At 62.3% G+C, this 13701-nt stretch carries 19 protein-coding genes; 12 read left to right on the plus strand and 7 right to left on the minus strand.

All coding sequences use genetic code 11. The features are described 5' to 3' along the window. On the plus strand, positions 1 to 292 hold a 292-nt coding region (locus tag HV675_RS15575), incomplete at its 5' end, for an ATP-binding cassette domain-containing protein (RefSeq protein ID WP_484555888.1). 108 nt (positions 293 to 400) lie between these two features. Here the strand turns inward: HV675_RS15575 and HV675_RS15580 are convergent. The 3 genes from HV675_RS15580 to HV675_RS15590 all read right to left on the minus strand — a co-directional run bounded on the left by HV675_RS15580 (position 401) and on the right by HV675_RS15590 (position 3420). After that, the gene (locus HV675_RS15580; RefSeq protein WP_175111820.1) at positions 401 to 877 is read right to left on the minus strand and encodes a GNAT family acetyltransferase; all 477 of its coding nucleotides are present in this window, start codon (positions 875 to 877) and stop codon (positions 401 to 403) included. Positions 878 to 896: 19 nt separating this feature from the next. After that, a complete protein-coding gene (locus HV675_RS15585) occupies positions 897 to 2081 on the minus strand; it encodes an acetylornithine transaminase (protein WP_175111821.1) in 1185 nt (394 codons plus the stop codon). A 307-nt stretch (positions 2082 to 2388) separates the two neighbouring features. Then, the gene (locus tag HV675_RS15590; RefSeq protein WP_175111822.1) at positions 2389 to 3420 is read right to left on the minus strand and encodes a CDP-6-deoxy-delta-3,4-glucoseen reductase; all 1032 of its coding nucleotides are present in this window, start codon (positions 3418 to 3420) and stop codon (positions 2389 to 2391) included. 174 nt (positions 3421 to 3594) lie between these two features. On the opposite strand from HV675_RS15590, the gene HV675_RS15595 reads away from it, so the two are divergent. Further along, entirely contained in the window at positions 3595 to 4644 is a 1050-nt protein-coding gene (locus HV675_RS15595; RefSeq protein WP_175111823.1) for an NAD-dependent epimerase/dehydratase family protein, read from the plus strand. A 52-nt stretch (positions 4645 to 4696) separates the two neighbouring features. Here HV675_RS15595 and HV675_RS15600 read toward each other — a convergent pair whose 3' ends face one another. From HV675_RS15600 to HV675_RS15610, 3 genes are all read right to left on the minus strand, one after another. Continuing rightward, a complete protein-coding gene (locus tag HV675_RS15600) occupies positions 4697 to 4885 on the minus strand; it encodes a hypothetical protein (RefSeq protein ID WP_175111824.1) in 189 nt (62 codons plus the stop codon). Between the two features lie 160 nt (positions 4886 to 5045). Next, on the minus strand, positions 5046 to 5750 hold the full coding sequence (locus HV675_RS15605) for a pseudouridine synthase (protein WP_175111825.1): 705 nt from the start codon (positions 5748 to 5750) through the stop codon (positions 5046 to 5048). Between the two features lie 90 nt (positions 5751 to 5840). Beyond that, positions 5841 to 6041 (minus strand): hypothetical protein, encoded by a 201-nt coding sequence (locus HV675_RS15610; RefSeq protein WP_175111826.1) that lies wholly within the window; start codon positions 6039 to 6041, stop codon positions 5841 to 5843. Between the two features lie 189 nt (positions 6042 to 6230). Between HV675_RS15610 and HV675_RS15615 the strand changes: the two genes are divergently transcribed. After that, positions 6231 to 7241 (plus strand): isoaspartyl peptidase/L-asparaginase family protein, encoded by a 1011-nt coding sequence (locus HV675_RS15615; protein ID WP_175111827.1) that lies wholly within the window; start codon positions 6231 to 6233, stop codon positions 7239 to 7241. A gap of 114 nt (positions 7242 to 7355) precedes the next feature. Here HV675_RS15615 and HV675_RS15620 read toward each other — a convergent pair whose 3' ends face one another. After that, positions 7356 to 8153 (minus strand): alpha/beta fold hydrolase, encoded by a 798-nt coding sequence (locus tag HV675_RS15620; protein WP_175111828.1) that lies wholly within the window; start codon positions 8151 to 8153, stop codon positions 7356 to 7358. 234 nt (positions 8154 to 8387) lie between these two features. Here HV675_RS15620 and HV675_RS15625 point away from each other — a divergent pair, with 234 nt between their 5' ends. From HV675_RS15625 to HV675_RS15665, 9 genes are all read left to right on the plus strand, one after another. Next, positions 8388 to 9752 (plus strand): amino acid permease, encoded by a 1365-nt coding sequence (locus HV675_RS15625; protein WP_175111829.1) that lies wholly within the window; start codon positions 8388 to 8390, stop codon positions 9750 to 9752. Positions 9753 to 9782: 30 nt separating this feature from the next. After that, positions 9783 to 10229, plus strand: coding sequence for a hypothetical protein (locus HV675_RS15630; RefSeq protein WP_175111830.1), 447 nt, complete (start codon positions 9783 to 9785; stop codon positions 10227 to 10229). Beyond that, positions 10226 to 10624, plus strand: coding sequence for a hypothetical protein (locus HV675_RS15635; protein WP_175111831.1), 399 nt, complete (start codon positions 10226 to 10228; stop codon positions 10622 to 10624). Before HV675_RS15630 ends, HV675_RS15635 begins: the two co-directional genes overlap by 4 nt. A 456-nt stretch (positions 10625 to 11080) precedes the next feature. Then, complete coding sequence (locus tag HV675_RS15640; protein WP_175111832.1) at positions 11081 to 11737, plus strand: hypothetical protein; 657 nt, start codon at positions 11081 to 11083, stop codon at positions 11735 to 11737. A 145-nt stretch (positions 11738 to 11882) separates the two neighbouring features. Continuing rightward, a complete protein-coding gene (locus HV675_RS15645) occupies positions 11883 to 12092 on the plus strand; it encodes a helix-turn-helix transcriptional regulator (protein ID WP_175111833.1) in 210 nt (69 codons plus the stop codon). Positions 12093 to 12095: 3 nt separating this feature from the next. Beyond that, entirely contained in the window at positions 12096 to 12413 is a 318-nt protein-coding gene (locus tag HV675_RS15650) for a transcriptional coactivator p15/PC4 family protein (protein WP_175111834.1), read from the plus strand. Position 12414: 1 nt separating this feature from the next. Further along, a complete protein-coding gene (locus HV675_RS15655) occupies positions 12415 to 13191 on the plus strand; it encodes a hypothetical protein (protein ID WP_175111835.1) in 777 nt (258 codons plus the stop codon). Beyond that, positions 13184 to 13429 carry a hypothetical protein gene (locus tag HV675_RS15660; protein ID WP_175111836.1) on the plus strand — a complete coding sequence of 82 codons (246 nt, stop codon included), beginning with the start codon at positions 13184 to 13186 and terminating at the stop codon, positions 13427 to 13429. Before HV675_RS15655 ends, HV675_RS15660 begins: the two co-directional genes overlap by 8 nt. After that, positions 13422 to 13700: a hypothetical protein gene (locus HV675_RS15665; protein ID WP_175111837.1), complete on the plus strand. Its 279-nt coding sequence runs from the start codon at positions 13422 to 13424 to the stop codon at positions 13698 to 13700. Before HV675_RS15660 ends, HV675_RS15665 begins: the two co-directional genes overlap by 8 nt. Position 13701 lies beyond the last annotated feature (1 nt).

The following is a 13701-nucleotide window of genomic DNA, read 5'->3' on the forward strand; positions in this document are numbered from 1 at the left end:
CGAGCAGCAGATGCTGGCGATGGCGCGCGCGATCATCAGCAAGCCGAAGCTGCTGTTGCTCGACGAGCCGTCGATGGGGCTGTCGCCGATCATGGTCGAGAAGATCTTCGAAGTGGTGCGGGAGATCTCGAAGGAAGGTCTCACGGTGCTGCTCGTCGAACAGAATGCGCGGCTCGCGCTGCAGGCGGCCAATCGCGGTTATGTGATGGACTCGGGCACGGTCACGATGTCCGGCGACGCAAAGCAGATGCTTGATGATCCGAAGGTGCGGGCGGCTTATCTCGGTGAATGAGTGGGGCGTCGCGCGGCCGGCTTGCGTGCCGCGCGCCGATACGAAAGAGGGCTGCGTGCAGATCATGCACGCAGCCCTTTTGTTTGAACTGCTTCGACTGACTCGCGATTAGACGGTATCCGCGAGCGCGCCCAGCCGCTTGCCGAGACTGACGACTTCATCCATCCGGTAGCCGAGCCGCTCGTAGAACGCGCGGACATCGCCTTTCGCGTTCAATACCTGCAGGTTCACCTTCGGACAACCGCGCGCCGTGAGTGCCGCCTCGGCGTGGCGCACGAGTTGCGTGCCGACACCACGCCGTCGCTGCGAAACATCGACCGCCAGCGAGTACATCCAGCCGCGGTGCCCGTCGTAGCCGGCCATCACCGTGCCGATCACGCGATCGTTTTCGATCGCAACGAAGAACAGCTCCGGTTGGGTCGCTAGCTTGTTCGCAATCGACAGATGCGGATTGCGCTGCGGCCGGGTGGCATCGCGGTATTCGGGAAACGCGTCGCGCCACAAAGCGACTACCTGATCGGTATCGCTTTCAGCGAAAGCGCGGATCGACACGTCGCGCGGCGGCATCGGTATGGCAGCGGTCATAGGCACATATCCTGGGTGATCAGAGCGAATCGAGAACCGTGCGCAGCATCGCCATCATCTGGTCGATCTCTCCGGTCGTGACGTTGAGCGCCGGCATGAAGCGCAGCAGATTCGGCCGCGCGGCGTTCAGCAGCAGGCCGTCCGGCTGCAGCAGGCGAGCCTTCTCGACGATCTGGTTGCCGATATCCTTGCCGAGCAGCAGCGCGCGCAACAGGCCTTCGCCGCGTTCGCCCTCGAAACCCCGCTCCTTCGACAATTCGAGCAGTTGCGCACGCAAATACGCGCCGCGCTCGCGCACGCCTTCGAGGAAGCCCGGCGCGGTCAGTTGCGAGATGACCGAATAGCCGGCGGCCGTCATCAGCGGATTGCCGTTGTACGTGCCGCCCTGATCGCCGGCTTCGAACACTTCGCATTCGGCCTTCGCGAGCAGTGCGGCGAGCGGCACACCGCCGCCGATGCCTTTGCCGAGCGTCATCACGTCCGGCTCGATGCCCGCCAGTTCATACGCGAACAGCGTGCCGGCACGGCCACAGCCGCTTTGCACTTCATCGACGATCAGCAGCATGTTGTGCTGCTTCGTCAGCGCGCGCAGTTGCTGCATGAACTCGCGGGTTGCCGGAATCACGCCGCCTTCGCCCTGGATCGGTTCGAGCATCACGGCCACGGTTCTCTCGTTGATCAGCTTGTCGACCGACGCGATATCGTTGAGCTCGGCTTTCGGGAAGCCCGGCACCTGTGGCGCGTAGATCGTGTCCCAGCCGGGTTTGCCGCTCGCGGACATCGTCGCGAGCGTGCGGCCGTGGAAGCTGTGATCGAACGTGATGATCTCGTACGCGCCGTTTTTGAACTTCTTGCCCCACTTGCGCGCGAGCTTGATTGCGCCTTCGTTCGCTTCGGCGCCGCTGTTCGCGAAGAACACCTTATCGAAGCAGCTGTGCTGCGTGAGCAGGCCGGCGAGCTTCGCCATCGGCTCGTTGTAGAACGCGGGCGACGGATTGATCAGCGTGCGCGCCTGCCTGTCCAGCGCTTCGATCACGCCGTCGTTGCAATGCCCGAGGCTGTTGACCGCCCAGCCCTGGATGAAATCGAGGTAGCGCTTGCCGTTGTTGTCATGCAGCCATGAGCCCTTGCCATGCGTAAAGACGATTTCGGGCCGGTTCGTGATGTACATCAGCGACTCGATCGGGTACTCATTGAAATTCATGGCGACAGGCTCCAGGCAGCAGGAAAAGAGGAACGGTAAGAGACCGGTCAGGCGACCAGCATTAAAACGGCGCGCAAACAAAAAAGCCACGGCATGCCGTGGCTTTCATGATCCGAACCGCGCGAAATGCACCGCCGCGAATTCATAACGAAGCCACGCGCCCCTAAGGGAGCGGCGAGCGGCGACGTCGGAGTTCGGACGGGATGCGGTTCATGCGCGCAAGAATACGACAAGGCCGGCGGCGCTGTAAACCATAAATTCGCAGAAACTGACGTGCGCGCCGGCTTTCGTGATGTGAAACGGCCGATCAGACCGGATGCGCGAGATCGGCAGCGCTCGTAAACGAATCCGCATAGAACTCATCTTCGGGCAGGCGATGGTGCTGCGTGAAATCGCGCTGCGCCGATTCGACCATCACCGGTGCGCCGCAGGCGTACACCTGATAGCCGGACAAGTCTGGCAGATCTTCGATGACCGCACGATGAACGAAGCCGGTGCGGCCGGTCCACGCGTCGCTCGCGTCCGGCTCGGAGAGCACCGGCACGAACCTGAAGTTCGGGATGTCTTTCGCCCATTGCGCGGCGAGCTCGAGCATATAGATGTCCTGCTTGCGGCGCGCGCCCCAGTAGAGCGTCATTGGCCGCTGCAGGTTCTTGAACACCGCGTGTTCGATGATCGCCTTGATCGGCGCGAAGCCGGTGCCCGAAGCGAGCAGGATGATCGGCTTGTCCGAATCTTCGCGCAGGAAGAACGTGCCGAGCGGCGCTTCGAAGCGCAGAATGTCGCGCTCCTTCATCGCGCCGAACACGTGATCGGTGAATGCGCCGCCCGGCATGTGGCGGATGTGCAGTTCGATCGGACCGTCGCTGTGCGGTGGCGTCGCCATCGAATAGCTGCGGCGCTTGCCGTCCTTCAGAATGAATTCGAGGTACTGGCCGGCGAGATATTGCAGACGCTCGTTGGCGGGCAACTGCAGCTTCAGCACGACGACATCGTCGGCCTTGCGCTCGATCGAGTTGATACGGCAGGGCAGCTTCTTCACCTGCATATCGCCGACGCCGGCAATTTCCCGCACGTCGATCTCGAGGTCCGAACACGGCGTCGAGCAACAGAAGAGCGCCATGCCGCGAGTTTTTTCATCGTTGGACAGCGCTGACGAAGAATGCGGGCGCTGTTCGACCTGACCGGCGAGCACCGTGCCCTTGCATGACCCGCACGCACCGTTCTTGCAGCCGTACGGCAGGCCGATGCCCTGGCGCAGCGCGGCGGTCAGCACCGGTTCATCCGGTTCCACCTGAAACTGCCGGCCGCTTTGCCGGATCGTCACGTTAAAAGCCATAGATCAATCGAATTCGAAAAGTCAGTAAGTCGTGCTGGCCGCGACCGTCGGGCCGCATGCCGTCGCAGCGCGTCCGGTGAGCCGGGGCGCTCGCGACGACGCCGCCTGCGCACCGGGGACCGGCCGCCGCCGCGCACCATGCAAGCTGCCGCTGACGGCTACAATGCGTGCACGATGAATGTGACACGAACCTTGCGCCGACCGCGCGTGCTGATTGTCGGGTGCGGCGATGTCGGGACGCGCTGCGTCGAGCAACTGCGGCACCGCGCGCATGTCTTTGCGCTCACCAGCCACGCCGGGCGCCGCGCCGAACTGCGCGCGGCCGGCGCGACGCCGCTCGTGGGCGACCTCGACCTGCGGCGCAGTCTCGCACGCATCGCAAGCCTTGCGCCGACGGTGCTGCATCTTGCGCCGCCGCCCAAAACCGGCGACGAAGATACGCGTACGCGCGCGCTGCTTGCGACGCTGACCGCACGACGCATGCGTGGCCATATGGCTGCTCACACGGCGGCGCACATGCCCGTGGGCAGGCAACGCCGTCTGCGCGCCGCATGGACGCCAAGCCAGTCTGCACAAGCCTCTATTGTACCCGACGGGCCGTCGCGAGCCCGACGCGCGCGCGCGCCGCTGCGTATCGTCTATGCGAGCACGAGCGGCGTGTACGGCGACTGCGGCGGTGCGTTGATCGATGAAACGCAAGCGGTTGCGCCGGCCAACGCGCGCGCGAAGCGGCGCGTGTCGGCCGAGCGGCAACTGAGGCAGGCGGCCGCGCGCGGCGCGGTGAGCGCGTGCATCGCACGCATTCCGGGCATTTACGCGGCGAACCGGCTGCCGCTCGCGCGGCTGGAAAGACGTACGCCCGCGCTGATCGACGCAGACGACGTGTACACGAACCATATCCACGCGGACGATCTCGCGGCGATCCTGTTGCGGATGACGACGCACGGCCGCCCGTCGCGCGTGATTCACGCATCGGACGATAGCTCGCTGAAGATGGGGGAATACTTCGATCGCGTCGCCGACGCGTATGGGCTTGCGCGCGCGCCGCGCGTGTCGCGCAGCGAAGCGGAGCGGCAGCTCGAGCCGATGATGCTGTCGTTCATGCGCGAGTCGCGGCGTCTGGCGAACCAGCGGCTCAAGCGCGAGTTGAAGCTGCGTCTGCGCTATCCGGATGTCGATGAATTTTTGCGCACGACGCACGCGCATCCGGAAGGACGCGACTAAGGCACGCAACTAAGGCACGCGACCGAGTCTCACCACTGAGCCGTGCGCAACGTCAGGTGAGCGCGGGCAGCGCTTCAAGCAGCAGGAAACATAGAAAGCCGCCGATCAACGCGGCGACCAGGTTCGGGTCGTATTTCTGCCTGACGTGCATCGCGGCGATCACGCCGATCAACATCAGTGTGACGAGACAGACGAATCCAAGCATCACGTAGGAAATCGTGAAATTGCCGTAGTGGATCATGGCGCCCCTCCTTCGTCTTTCTATTCTTTATGGGACGAGTATAGGAGGCGAGCCGTTCGACGGCATGCTGCGTCGCAACGCCACAGTGGCATTTCTCGGCTAAATGGTACGGAGTCCAACATAGAAGCGGTTCCAGCGCATCGCGTGCATTTGCGCGGCGTCAGCCGTTGCGAAGTGCCGCGAGATCGGCGTCATCGAGCCATTGCCATGCGCCTTCGGGCAAACCCGCAGGGAGCGGCAGGCCGCCGACGCGCTCGCGATGCAGCGCGTTTACCCGATTGCCCACGGCCGCGACCATCCGCTTCACCTGATGGTACTTGCCTTCGAGCACCGTCAGTTCGAGCGTGTGCGTGTTGCGCGCGTGCGCCGCGACCGCCGCGATCGCCTTCGTTTCGCCTCGCAGCAGCACACCGCTGCGCAACGCGTCGAGTTGCGCGTCGTCGAGCGGATCGCCTGTCGTTGCGACATAGACCTTCGGCACCTTGCGCCTGGGCGACGTGAACGCGTGAACGAACTTGCCGTCGTCGGACAGCAGCAGCAAGCCGGTCGTATCCTGATCGAGCCGGCCGACGGGTTGCACGCCGCGCGTCGCGAACGGCGCAGGCAACAGGCTGAATACGCTCAGATGGTGTTGCGGGTCGCGCGAACATTCGTAGCCCGCCGGCTTGTTGAGCACGAGGTAAGCGAACTCGCGGTACGGCCACGCGACGCCGTCCACCGTGAATGTGAGGCCGGCAACGTCGAGGTCGGCGTCAGGGTCCGGGAGCGTATTGCCGTCGATCGCGACGCGGCCGTCCGCGATCAGCGCACGGCATTGCCGGCGCGAGCCGAAACCCTGCGAGAAAAGAATGCTTTCGAGATACATGAACCGGTGATAGACGGTGTGCGGGACCGCACCGGCGCGCACGTTGCGCGGCGAAAGCGTGCATTTTACCTGTGTGTGCCCGCAGGCCGCTCACCTGTTCTCACCGGATGAAAATCGCAAGAACCGGAGCACGGTGGCGCGGGCAAATCGCGACGATGGACTCATCGAACGAAGCAACGAGGAGGCGATCGATGCGGTGATGTCGTCTGTCGCGCGGCGCGCCGCAATTGCCGGGCGGACAGCCAGTTCGATGCGGGGCGGGGGTGCACGCTGTGCGCCGATCGTGAGCATTTCATGCGAACATCCTTTTGAAGACGCGAGACGCGAGACGCGAGACGCGAGACGCGAGACGCGAGACGCGAGACGCGAGACGCGAGACGCGAGACGCGAGACGCGAGACGCGAGACGCGAGACGTAACGCCTACCATCAGCGACGGTCCGCGCGGACCGTGCCGCTTTCGGACCGAACCAGGAGACACCATGAATTCAACCGCTGTCATCGCGATTCACGGCGGCGCGGGCACGATCCTGCGCACGTCGCTTTCGCCGGAAGCTGAAGCGCAATACCACGAGGCCTTGCGCGACATTTTGCTGGCCGGTCAACGCGTGCTGGCCGACGGCGGCGGTGCGCTCGATGCCGTCGCCGAAGCGGTGCGTCTGCTCGAGGATTGTCCACTCTTCAATGCGGGCCATGGCGCAGTGCTCACCGCGGATGGAACGCATGAACTCGATGCGTCGATCATGGACGGCCGCACGCTCGAAGCCGGCGCGGTGTGTTGCGTGAAGCGCGTGCGCAATCCGGTGCTTGCCGCGCGACGGGTGCTCGAATGCAGCGAGCACGTGCTGTTCGCGGGGGAGGGGGCGGAAGCATTCGCGGTTGCACAGGGGCTCGAACTCGTCGAGTCGGCTTACTTTCATACAGACACACGCTACCGGCAATGGCAGCTCGCGCGCGAGCAGCAACGCGCGATGCTCGATCACGACGGCGCCACGCTCGCAGCCAAAGCGCAGCCGCGAGGCGCTGCAAGCGTCGCGCGCGAAGCGCCGCTGCCGCATGAGCCGATCGATCCGAATCGCAAGTTCGGCACGGTCGGCGCGGTCGCACTCGACACGCACGGCCATCTCGCGGCGGCGACCTCGACCGGCGGTATCACGAACAAGCGGATCGGCCGCGTCGGCGATTCGCCGTTGATCGGCGCAGGCTGCTACGCGGACGACGCGACCTGCGCGGTATCGACGACCGGCTCCGGCGAAATGTTCATCCGGATGGTCGCCGCGTACGACGTGGCCGCGCAGATCGCCTACCGCGGCGTGTCGCTCGAAGACGCGGCGGCCGACGTCGTGATGAACCGCTTGCCGCGTATCGATGGCAGAGGTGGGCTGATTGCGGTCGATACGAAGGGTAACGTTACGCTGCCGTTCAACACGGAAGGAATGTATCGCGGCTTTGCGCACGTCGGTGCTGCGCCTGTTACGGCGATCTATCGCTGATCCACCGGCCGGCGCCGGCGACGAGGCGCAGCTGATGCGCTCTCGCGCCGCCGCGTACAAGCCGCGAATAACCGCTCGGCGCACATATCGCTATGCGCCGTCGCGCTCGCGCCGTTATTGCTTGCTGAACTCCCGCGCCGCCCTGTCGATTGCATCGGCGGTCGCGCCTGCGTGCGCGACCGTGACGAGATGGCTCGACGGAATTTCGACGATCGTCGCGCCGATGCGTTTGGCCATCGACCGTTGAATGTCCGGCGACACTGCGCGGTCCTGCGTCGTCACGATGTACCACGACGGCCGCGTCTTCCAGGCCGCCTTGTCGACCTTTTCGTCGAACGCGGCCGCGGCGATCGGTTGTTGAGCCGCCGACAGCACGCGCGTCAGGCTCGGCGGCACATCCGCCGCGATGCTCTCGCGATAGGCGTCCCGGTCGAGCCACAGAAAGCCGTCCGCGTCGCGAATCATATTGTCGCCGGCGGGCATTTTCGGGCCGCGCTTCAGGATGTCCATCGGCGATTCGCCGACGTCCGGCGCGATGGCCGTCACATACACCAGCCCGACCACTTTTGGATCGTCCGCGCCCGCTTCGGTGATGACCTCGCCGCCCCATGAATGGCCGACCAGCACCGTGGGTCCGTCCTGCTGCGCGAGCACACGCCGGGTGGCGGCGACATCGTCGGCGAGCGACGTCAGCGGGTTCTGGACCGCGCTCACGTGGTAGCCCTTCTTCTGCAAACGGGCAATCACGCCGTTCCAGCTCGAGCCATCGACGAACGCGCCGTGCACCAGCACGATGTTACGGATTCGCCCTTCAGATGGCTGCATGTCGGTTTGCGCGCGCGGCGCTTGCGCCAGCGCGATCGCAGCGGATAAACACAGGACAACGGCGCAAAGCAGACGTTTCGTCGACATGTTGGCTCCTTTTCTGGGCCGGGATTACGGCAACATACCTAACCGGGCCATGGGTGGCAACCGCTAATGCGTCGATCAGCGTGCGGTCCTTCACCGCTACCCGTGGCGTGATGCAGGGCGCCGGGTGAATCTGCCGACATGCAGGAGCCCGCACGAACGGTACAATGGCGCCTTTTTTTCTGACGAACCACCTATTCGGCAGGGATCCGAATTCACACGATAGAGCGAGACATCTTGCATAGTTCAACTCATCACGACGGTCTCAAGCGTGGTCTGAAAAACCGGCATATCCAGTTGATCGCGCTTGGCGGCGCAATCGGCACGGGCCTTTTTCTCGGCTCGTCGAGCGTACTGCAGTCGGCGGGACCATCGATGATCCTCGGTTATGCGGTCGGCGGATTCATTGCATTCCTGATCATGCGGCAACTCGGCGAGATGATCGCGCAGGAGCCGGTTGCCGGGTCGTTCAGCCACTTCGCATACAAGTACTGGGGCGATTTCCCCGGCTTCCTGTCCGGCTGGAACTACTGGGTTCTGTATGTGCTCGTGAGCATGGCGGAACTGACCGCGGTCGGCCAGTACGTGCACTTCTGGTGGCCCGGCGTGCCCGCGTGGCTATCGGCGCTCGTCTGCTTCGTCGCAATCAATGCGATCAACCTTGCGAACGTGAAGGCCTATGGCGAGACCGAGTTCTGGTTTGCAATCGTCAAGGTGGCCGCGGTGATCGGCATGATCGTGTTCGGCGGTTATCTGCTTTTCAGCGGACAGGGCGGGCCGCACGCGTCGGTGACGAATCTGTGGCGCGACGGAGGCTTCTTTCCGCATGGGTTTCAAGGGCTCTTCATGACGCTCGCGGTCATCATGTTTTCGTTCGGTGGACTCGAACTGATCGGCATTACCGCGGCGGAAGCCGCTGAGCCGCGAAAGAGCATTCCGAAGGCCGTCAATCAGGTGATCTATCGCATCCTGATTTTCTATATCTGCTCGCTGGTGGTGCTGTTGTCGTTGTATCCGTGGAGTCGGGTCGCCGCAGGCGGCAGTCCGTTCGTGATGATCTTTTCGCAGATGGGATCGAGTTTGACTGCGAACGCACTTAACATCGTTGTGTTGACTGCGGCACTTTCCGTCTACAACAGCTGCGTGTATGCGAATAGTCGCATGCTGTATGGGCTTGCCGAGCAGGGCAATGCGCCGCAGGCGCTGCTCAAGGTCGATCGGCGCGGCGTGCCGTATCTGGCGATCGGCGTGTCCGCGCTCGCGGCGTTCTCGTGCGTGATCGTCAACTATCTGATTCCGGCAAAGGCGCTCGACGTGTTGATGGCGCTCGTGGTCGCCGCACTTGTGCTCAACTGGGCATTGATCAGCCTCACGCATCTGAAATCGCGTAAAGCGATGTTGGAAGAAGGGCAGACACTCGTGTTCAAGTCATTGTGGTTCCCGGTGAGCAACTGGATTTGCCTTGCGTTCATGGCAATGGTGATGGTCATTCTTGCGATGACGCCCGGATTGAACATGTCGGTCACGCTTGTTCCTGTATGGCTCTTAGTGATGTGGGCGGGCTATAGGCTCAAGGCGCGGCGCGCACCGGTCGCGGTCTGAGTAACGCTGCGCGCTGTTAGGAAAAATCGAATGAGACACGGACTCGATGCGACCGCGCGGCAGTTGGTGTTCGTCTTGCCCTTGTTGATGGGCGCAATCGAATATACCCTGCGTGTGGGCTTCGATCAGCCGGGCAAGGATGAGTTCTTTCCCATCTCGCTGATCGTCGCGGGCATCGGGCTCTTTGTTGCGTTGACGATTCTGCCGGAAGCGCCCAGACAGTCCGAGCCGCGGGAAAGTGAAGTGGAACAGGTTGAGCGCAAGGAACGCGCGGAGCGTTACCGTCAACAGGCGCTGGTCGCAAAGACCGGGGTCTGGTTCGCGGTCGGCGGTGTGGCGGCGTGGATATATCTTTTGGCTGCTTCCTTCAGCGACAAGGTTCGCGCAATAATTCCGTTCTACCCACTAATGGGTGCGAGTGTCTACTATCTGCTTGGGGCTGTGCTCACGGAGTGGAAAGCGAGGTTGCCGAAATGAACTACGTTATCGAATTTGCAAGAGAGTACGGCGTCGTGATCGTGACGATGGCTGTCGGTTGGGTAGCTACGCAGTTGTATTTGCGGTATGAGGCGCGTGCGCGTGAGCGTCGTCTCGCGGCGGCGAGTGCGTCGATGCTGGACCGCGAGCTGAAGCAGCAGGTGGAAGATGCCGTGGCGATGATCGACACGCTGCTACGCGAAGAATCGTCTCTTTCAGGGCAGACGAAAGCCGAGTTGATGCGGCGTCGCAAAAGCATGCAACAAGGTTGGGCGCGCAGAGGACGTGTGCCGGCTGCGGAGCTCGCGCGCGTTCACCTGAAGCGGCGGCAAACGGAAACGTTGCTATTGCAGCTCAAGCAGCAGGAAGAACAACTGCGTACTGCGGTCGGCTGAAATCGCTCGGTGCGATTCCGAGGAGCGAAAGGATCAACGAGACCCGCGCATGTCGCGGGTCTTGTGCATTTGATGTGCGATGGAGCGCGTAGGCGGATGTCTGCGAATCGGACTCATGCGAGCTGAGCCGACGCCCTGACCGTGTATTGCGTGTACTTGCAGGAGAAGATCGACACGCGACGTTCGCGAACGCGAAATGACTGGTGCCAGGGCCGGAATGGAATACCTGCGTAGAACGCTTTACGGACAAGGGAATGTCTATTTTTTGTCGAGCGGATACCACCAAAAATACCACCAAGTTGAAGATGTTGGTTTCCGGAACATATTGGCCTTTCCTGCAACGTACGGGATCAAATAGAATGATTCGCCGCCGCGTTCTATTGATGCTTTTCAAGCTGCGGGTTGCTGACACAGCCGGCGCGGTGTCTGACTGACAGGGACTTCGTTGGGGGCACTTTGGATATCGAACAGGGTATTTCTCAAAACATCGAGTGGATAGATGGCCAAGCGTTGCTGATATTCGAGCAGGTATTCGGCCGGAAGCTGGAAGAAGATAAAACTGCATTGGGGCATGCATTTACAACTCTCTTGAGCGAATGCAGCGTCGCGCTGGGAGGCCCCGTGATTCGCGAGAGTTCGGCACGTTCGCTCGAAGGGGAGGAGCGTGCGAAGGCACTCATCGAAACAGGGAACCGGGCGAAGGCGGCGAAGCAGATGATCCTCAACGATCTCTCGCTCGTTTCCATTTGTTTGACTGCCGCGATTAAGGCACTCGAATCCGGGGATCTGGTAGAGGCAATCAGCTCGACTGTGACTGCATCGCGCGCGATCGGCATAGCCGAAGCCGACCTTAGGCAGCTACGACTAGCCCAGCATAAAACAGGGAAGGGTGGCCGCAAAACTCAGGATGCCAACAAACGTAACGCTGGTCGCGCCGCGGAAAAGGTGCTCGCGGCTTATCGCGCAATGAATCCTAAGCCGAGGGCGGCCACACGCGCTGCGGAAAAGTTGGTGCAGGACAACATTGGCGTTCCGTATCGGCAGGTCTATGACCTGATTCGAGCTGAGAAGAAGTCAGAGAAAAACGAGCTCACTTTGCAATCTACTGAGTAGAACGCACGCCACAGTGAGTGCTGCGTGTACGGGACTCACTGTACAGCGCACTACACTCAGTGCCGAGGCTCGTAATGGACACCACTAGGAGCAAATATGGCCAAGTGTTCCCGGAAGGGCCGGGAGCGATCACCAAGAGTGAGACATGGCCGGACAAATCCAAACCGCGCTTACTATCCTGCGTCGCAAACAGGTCGAAGCCGTCACGGGGCTCAGTCGCTCCACAATCTACGCCCGCATTCGCAACAAGACATTTCCTCCTGCGATCCAACTTGGTCCGCGCTCGGTCGGCTGGCGAGCTGGCGATATCGACGCTTTTCTCGCTTCCCCTGCCAATTATCGTGCGGAAGGGTAGAAGATGCGGACAAAAAAAAGGGCCGACCTGAAGGCCAGCCAAATAGACTTGCGAGCCGATGTTAACACGGAGGCGGGGCACGATGAGCGTCCCGGCACGCTGATCCTTGAGGTGCAGAAGAACTCACGCGAGCGTGTGCGTATCAGCATCGATCAATACAAGGGGCACGAGTACGTCAACATCCGGACGTGGTATGTCGACGCGGCCGGCGAGTATCGACCGACAAAGAATGGCGTCACGTTGAAACCGCAACTGATTCCGCAGCTCATGCAAGGCCTTGAGCTGGCGGCGCGCGCCGCAACTCCGCAGGGAGATCGATGACATGTCGCCATGCATCGATCGCGTGCCCGCTTCAGAGCCGGCATGGTGGGGAACGTATGCGCGCGGCCCTAGAAAAATCGGCCTTTACGAGGTAAACCCGAGCGCCTATACTTCGTTCGTCCCTGAAACAACAGGGAACCTGGATTGGCGTCCAGAAAGGAATAGGCGGACAACCGCCGCTGAGCGGTTTTTTTACGTCCGCACGCCAGCGCGCGCCCTCTTTAATGGTCGGGCCTTGGCGGGGGAGCCCTCGGGCTCGCCGGTTTCCTATTCGCCGGTACGCCAACCTCGTCATGTGCCCGGCCACCCCAATTGGCGTTGGGAGCCGGGTTGTTCGACCCGAATAGGAGGCCGCACCATGCTGCGCCAAGCTACTGCTCGTCCTGGGCAACCCGAATCCCTTTCCACCATCGTTCGCGAAGCGCTGCGCACTGCAGCGCTCGCCCCTGATCTCGCCGCGGCACTGGACGTCGCTGGCGCCGCGCTGATCGACATTGCGCAGCTCGCGCGCGACGATCAGCCGTCCCAGCGCGAACAGGCACCGGTCCGCGAGATTTTCTGCACCATCCAACGCGTCGCCGATGAAACGCTGGGCGCGCTCGAGCGCGCAGCTTGCATCTTCGCTGCAATCGATCGTCTGACGCGCGACACCGACGAGCCCGTCAACGAGCTCGCGCTGATCGGCCGCTCGCTTGTGAGTTCCCAGTCAGAGGCGCTCGACAGCACCTTCACCGGCATTGCTTACCGCATGTCGAGGATGGAGGCGTGCCATGGCTGACGTCACCATGCGTTCCGTTCAGTTTCCGCTATTTGCTCTCGCCGGTCGTCGCTCGGCCGAGCTATGGCTCGCCGCAGCGCCAATGAGCGCCGGCGAGTTTCGAGATCTGCGCTATCACTACCTCATGGCCGGCATGCCGACGCTGCCGGGCGATGAGCCGCGCCGCGTCGCGTTCAACGACGCATTCGCTCGTCGCATCGCTGAAGCCATCGTGAAAGCCGAGGTGCGCCATGAGTAGCGAGCACATCACTTTGGCCACCATCGCTTCGGTTTCCGACCTGCAGGCGTATCGCATGAAGCGCGTGCTGTGCCGACAAGTGCCTTCCGTGGCCGCACGTGCATCTCACCTCCATATTGAGATCGGAACCGATGACGAGATCCGCTTCGACTGGCAGATCGAGTCATACGACGCTGACCGTTTCCTTGACGTCATGTTGCTCGCGATCGTCGGTATTCGGGAAGCCCGTTCGGAGTCTAGGCCGTTGGTCAGATCGGGGGATTCGCAATGAA

The sequence above is a fragment of the Paraburkholderia solisilvae genome, assembly GCF_902859875.1.
Lineage (GTDB): Bacteria > Pseudomonadota > Gammaproteobacteria > Burkholderiales > Burkholderiaceae > Paraburkholderia > Paraburkholderia solisilvae.

What these genes read in the sequence shown, in the direction of transcription:
- HV675_RS15600 (WP_175111824.1), bottom strand. Translation starts at nt 4,885, where the DNA reads ATGATCCACTACGGCAATTTCACGATTTCCTACGTGATGCTTGGATTC.
- HV675_RS15665 (WP_175111837.1), top strand. Translation starts at nt 13,422, where the DNA reads ATGAGTAGCGAGCACATCACTTTGGCCACCATCGCTTCGGTTTCCGAC.
- HV675_RS15610 (WP_175111826.1), bottom strand. Translation starts at nt 6,041, where the DNA reads ATGCTCACGATCGGCGCACAGCGTGCACCCCCGCCCCGCATCGAACTG.
- HV675_RS15615 (WP_175111827.1), top strand. Translation starts at nt 6,231, where the DNA reads ATGAATTCAACCGCTGTCATCGCGATTCACGGCGGCGCGGGCACGATC.
- HV675_RS15605 (WP_175111825.1), bottom strand. Translation starts at nt 5,750, where the DNA reads ATGTATCTCGAAAGCATTCTTTTCTCGCAGGGTTTCGGCTCGCGCCGG.
- HV675_RS15590 (WP_175111822.1), bottom strand. Translation starts at nt 3,420, where the DNA reads ATGGCTTTTAACGTGACGATCCGGCAAAGCGGCCGGCAGTTTCAGGTG.
- HV675_RS15645 (WP_175111833.1), top strand. Translation starts at nt 11,883, where the DNA reads ATGGCCGGACAAATCCAAACCGCGCTTACTATCCTGCGTCGCAAACAG.
- HV675_RS15635 (WP_175111831.1), top strand. Translation starts at nt 10,226, where the DNA reads ATGAACTACGTTATCGAATTTGCAAGAGAGTACGGCGTCGTGATCGTG.
- HV675_RS15630 (WP_175111830.1), top strand. Translation starts at nt 9,783, where the DNA reads ATGAGACACGGACTCGATGCGACCGCGCGGCAGTTGGTGTTCGTCTTG.
- HV675_RS15650 (WP_175111834.1), top strand. Translation starts at nt 12,096, where the DNA reads ATGCGGACAAAAAAAAGGGCCGACCTGAAGGCCAGCCAAATAGACTTG.
- HV675_RS15620 (WP_175111828.1), bottom strand. Translation starts at nt 8,153, where the DNA reads ATGTCGACGAAACGTCTGCTTTGCGCCGTTGTCCTGTGTTTATCCGCT.
- HV675_RS15655 (WP_175111835.1), top strand. Translation starts at nt 12,415, where the DNA reads ATGTCGCCATGCATCGATCGCGTGCCCGCTTCAGAGCCGGCATGGTGG.
- HV675_RS15660 (WP_175111836.1), top strand. Translation starts at nt 13,184, where the DNA reads ATGGCTGACGTCACCATGCGTTCCGTTCAGTTTCCGCTATTTGCTCTC.
- HV675_RS15585 (WP_175111821.1), bottom strand. Translation starts at nt 2,081, where the DNA reads ATGAATTTCAATGAGTACCCGATCGAGTCGCTGATGTACATCACGAAC.
- HV675_RS15580 (WP_175111820.1), bottom strand. Translation starts at nt 877, where the DNA reads ATGACCGCTGCCATACCGATGCCGCCGCGCGACGTGTCGATCCGCGCT.
- HV675_RS15595 (WP_175111823.1), top strand. Translation starts at nt 3,595, where the DNA reads ATGAATGTGACACGAACCTTGCGCCGACCGCGCGTGCTGATTGTCGGG.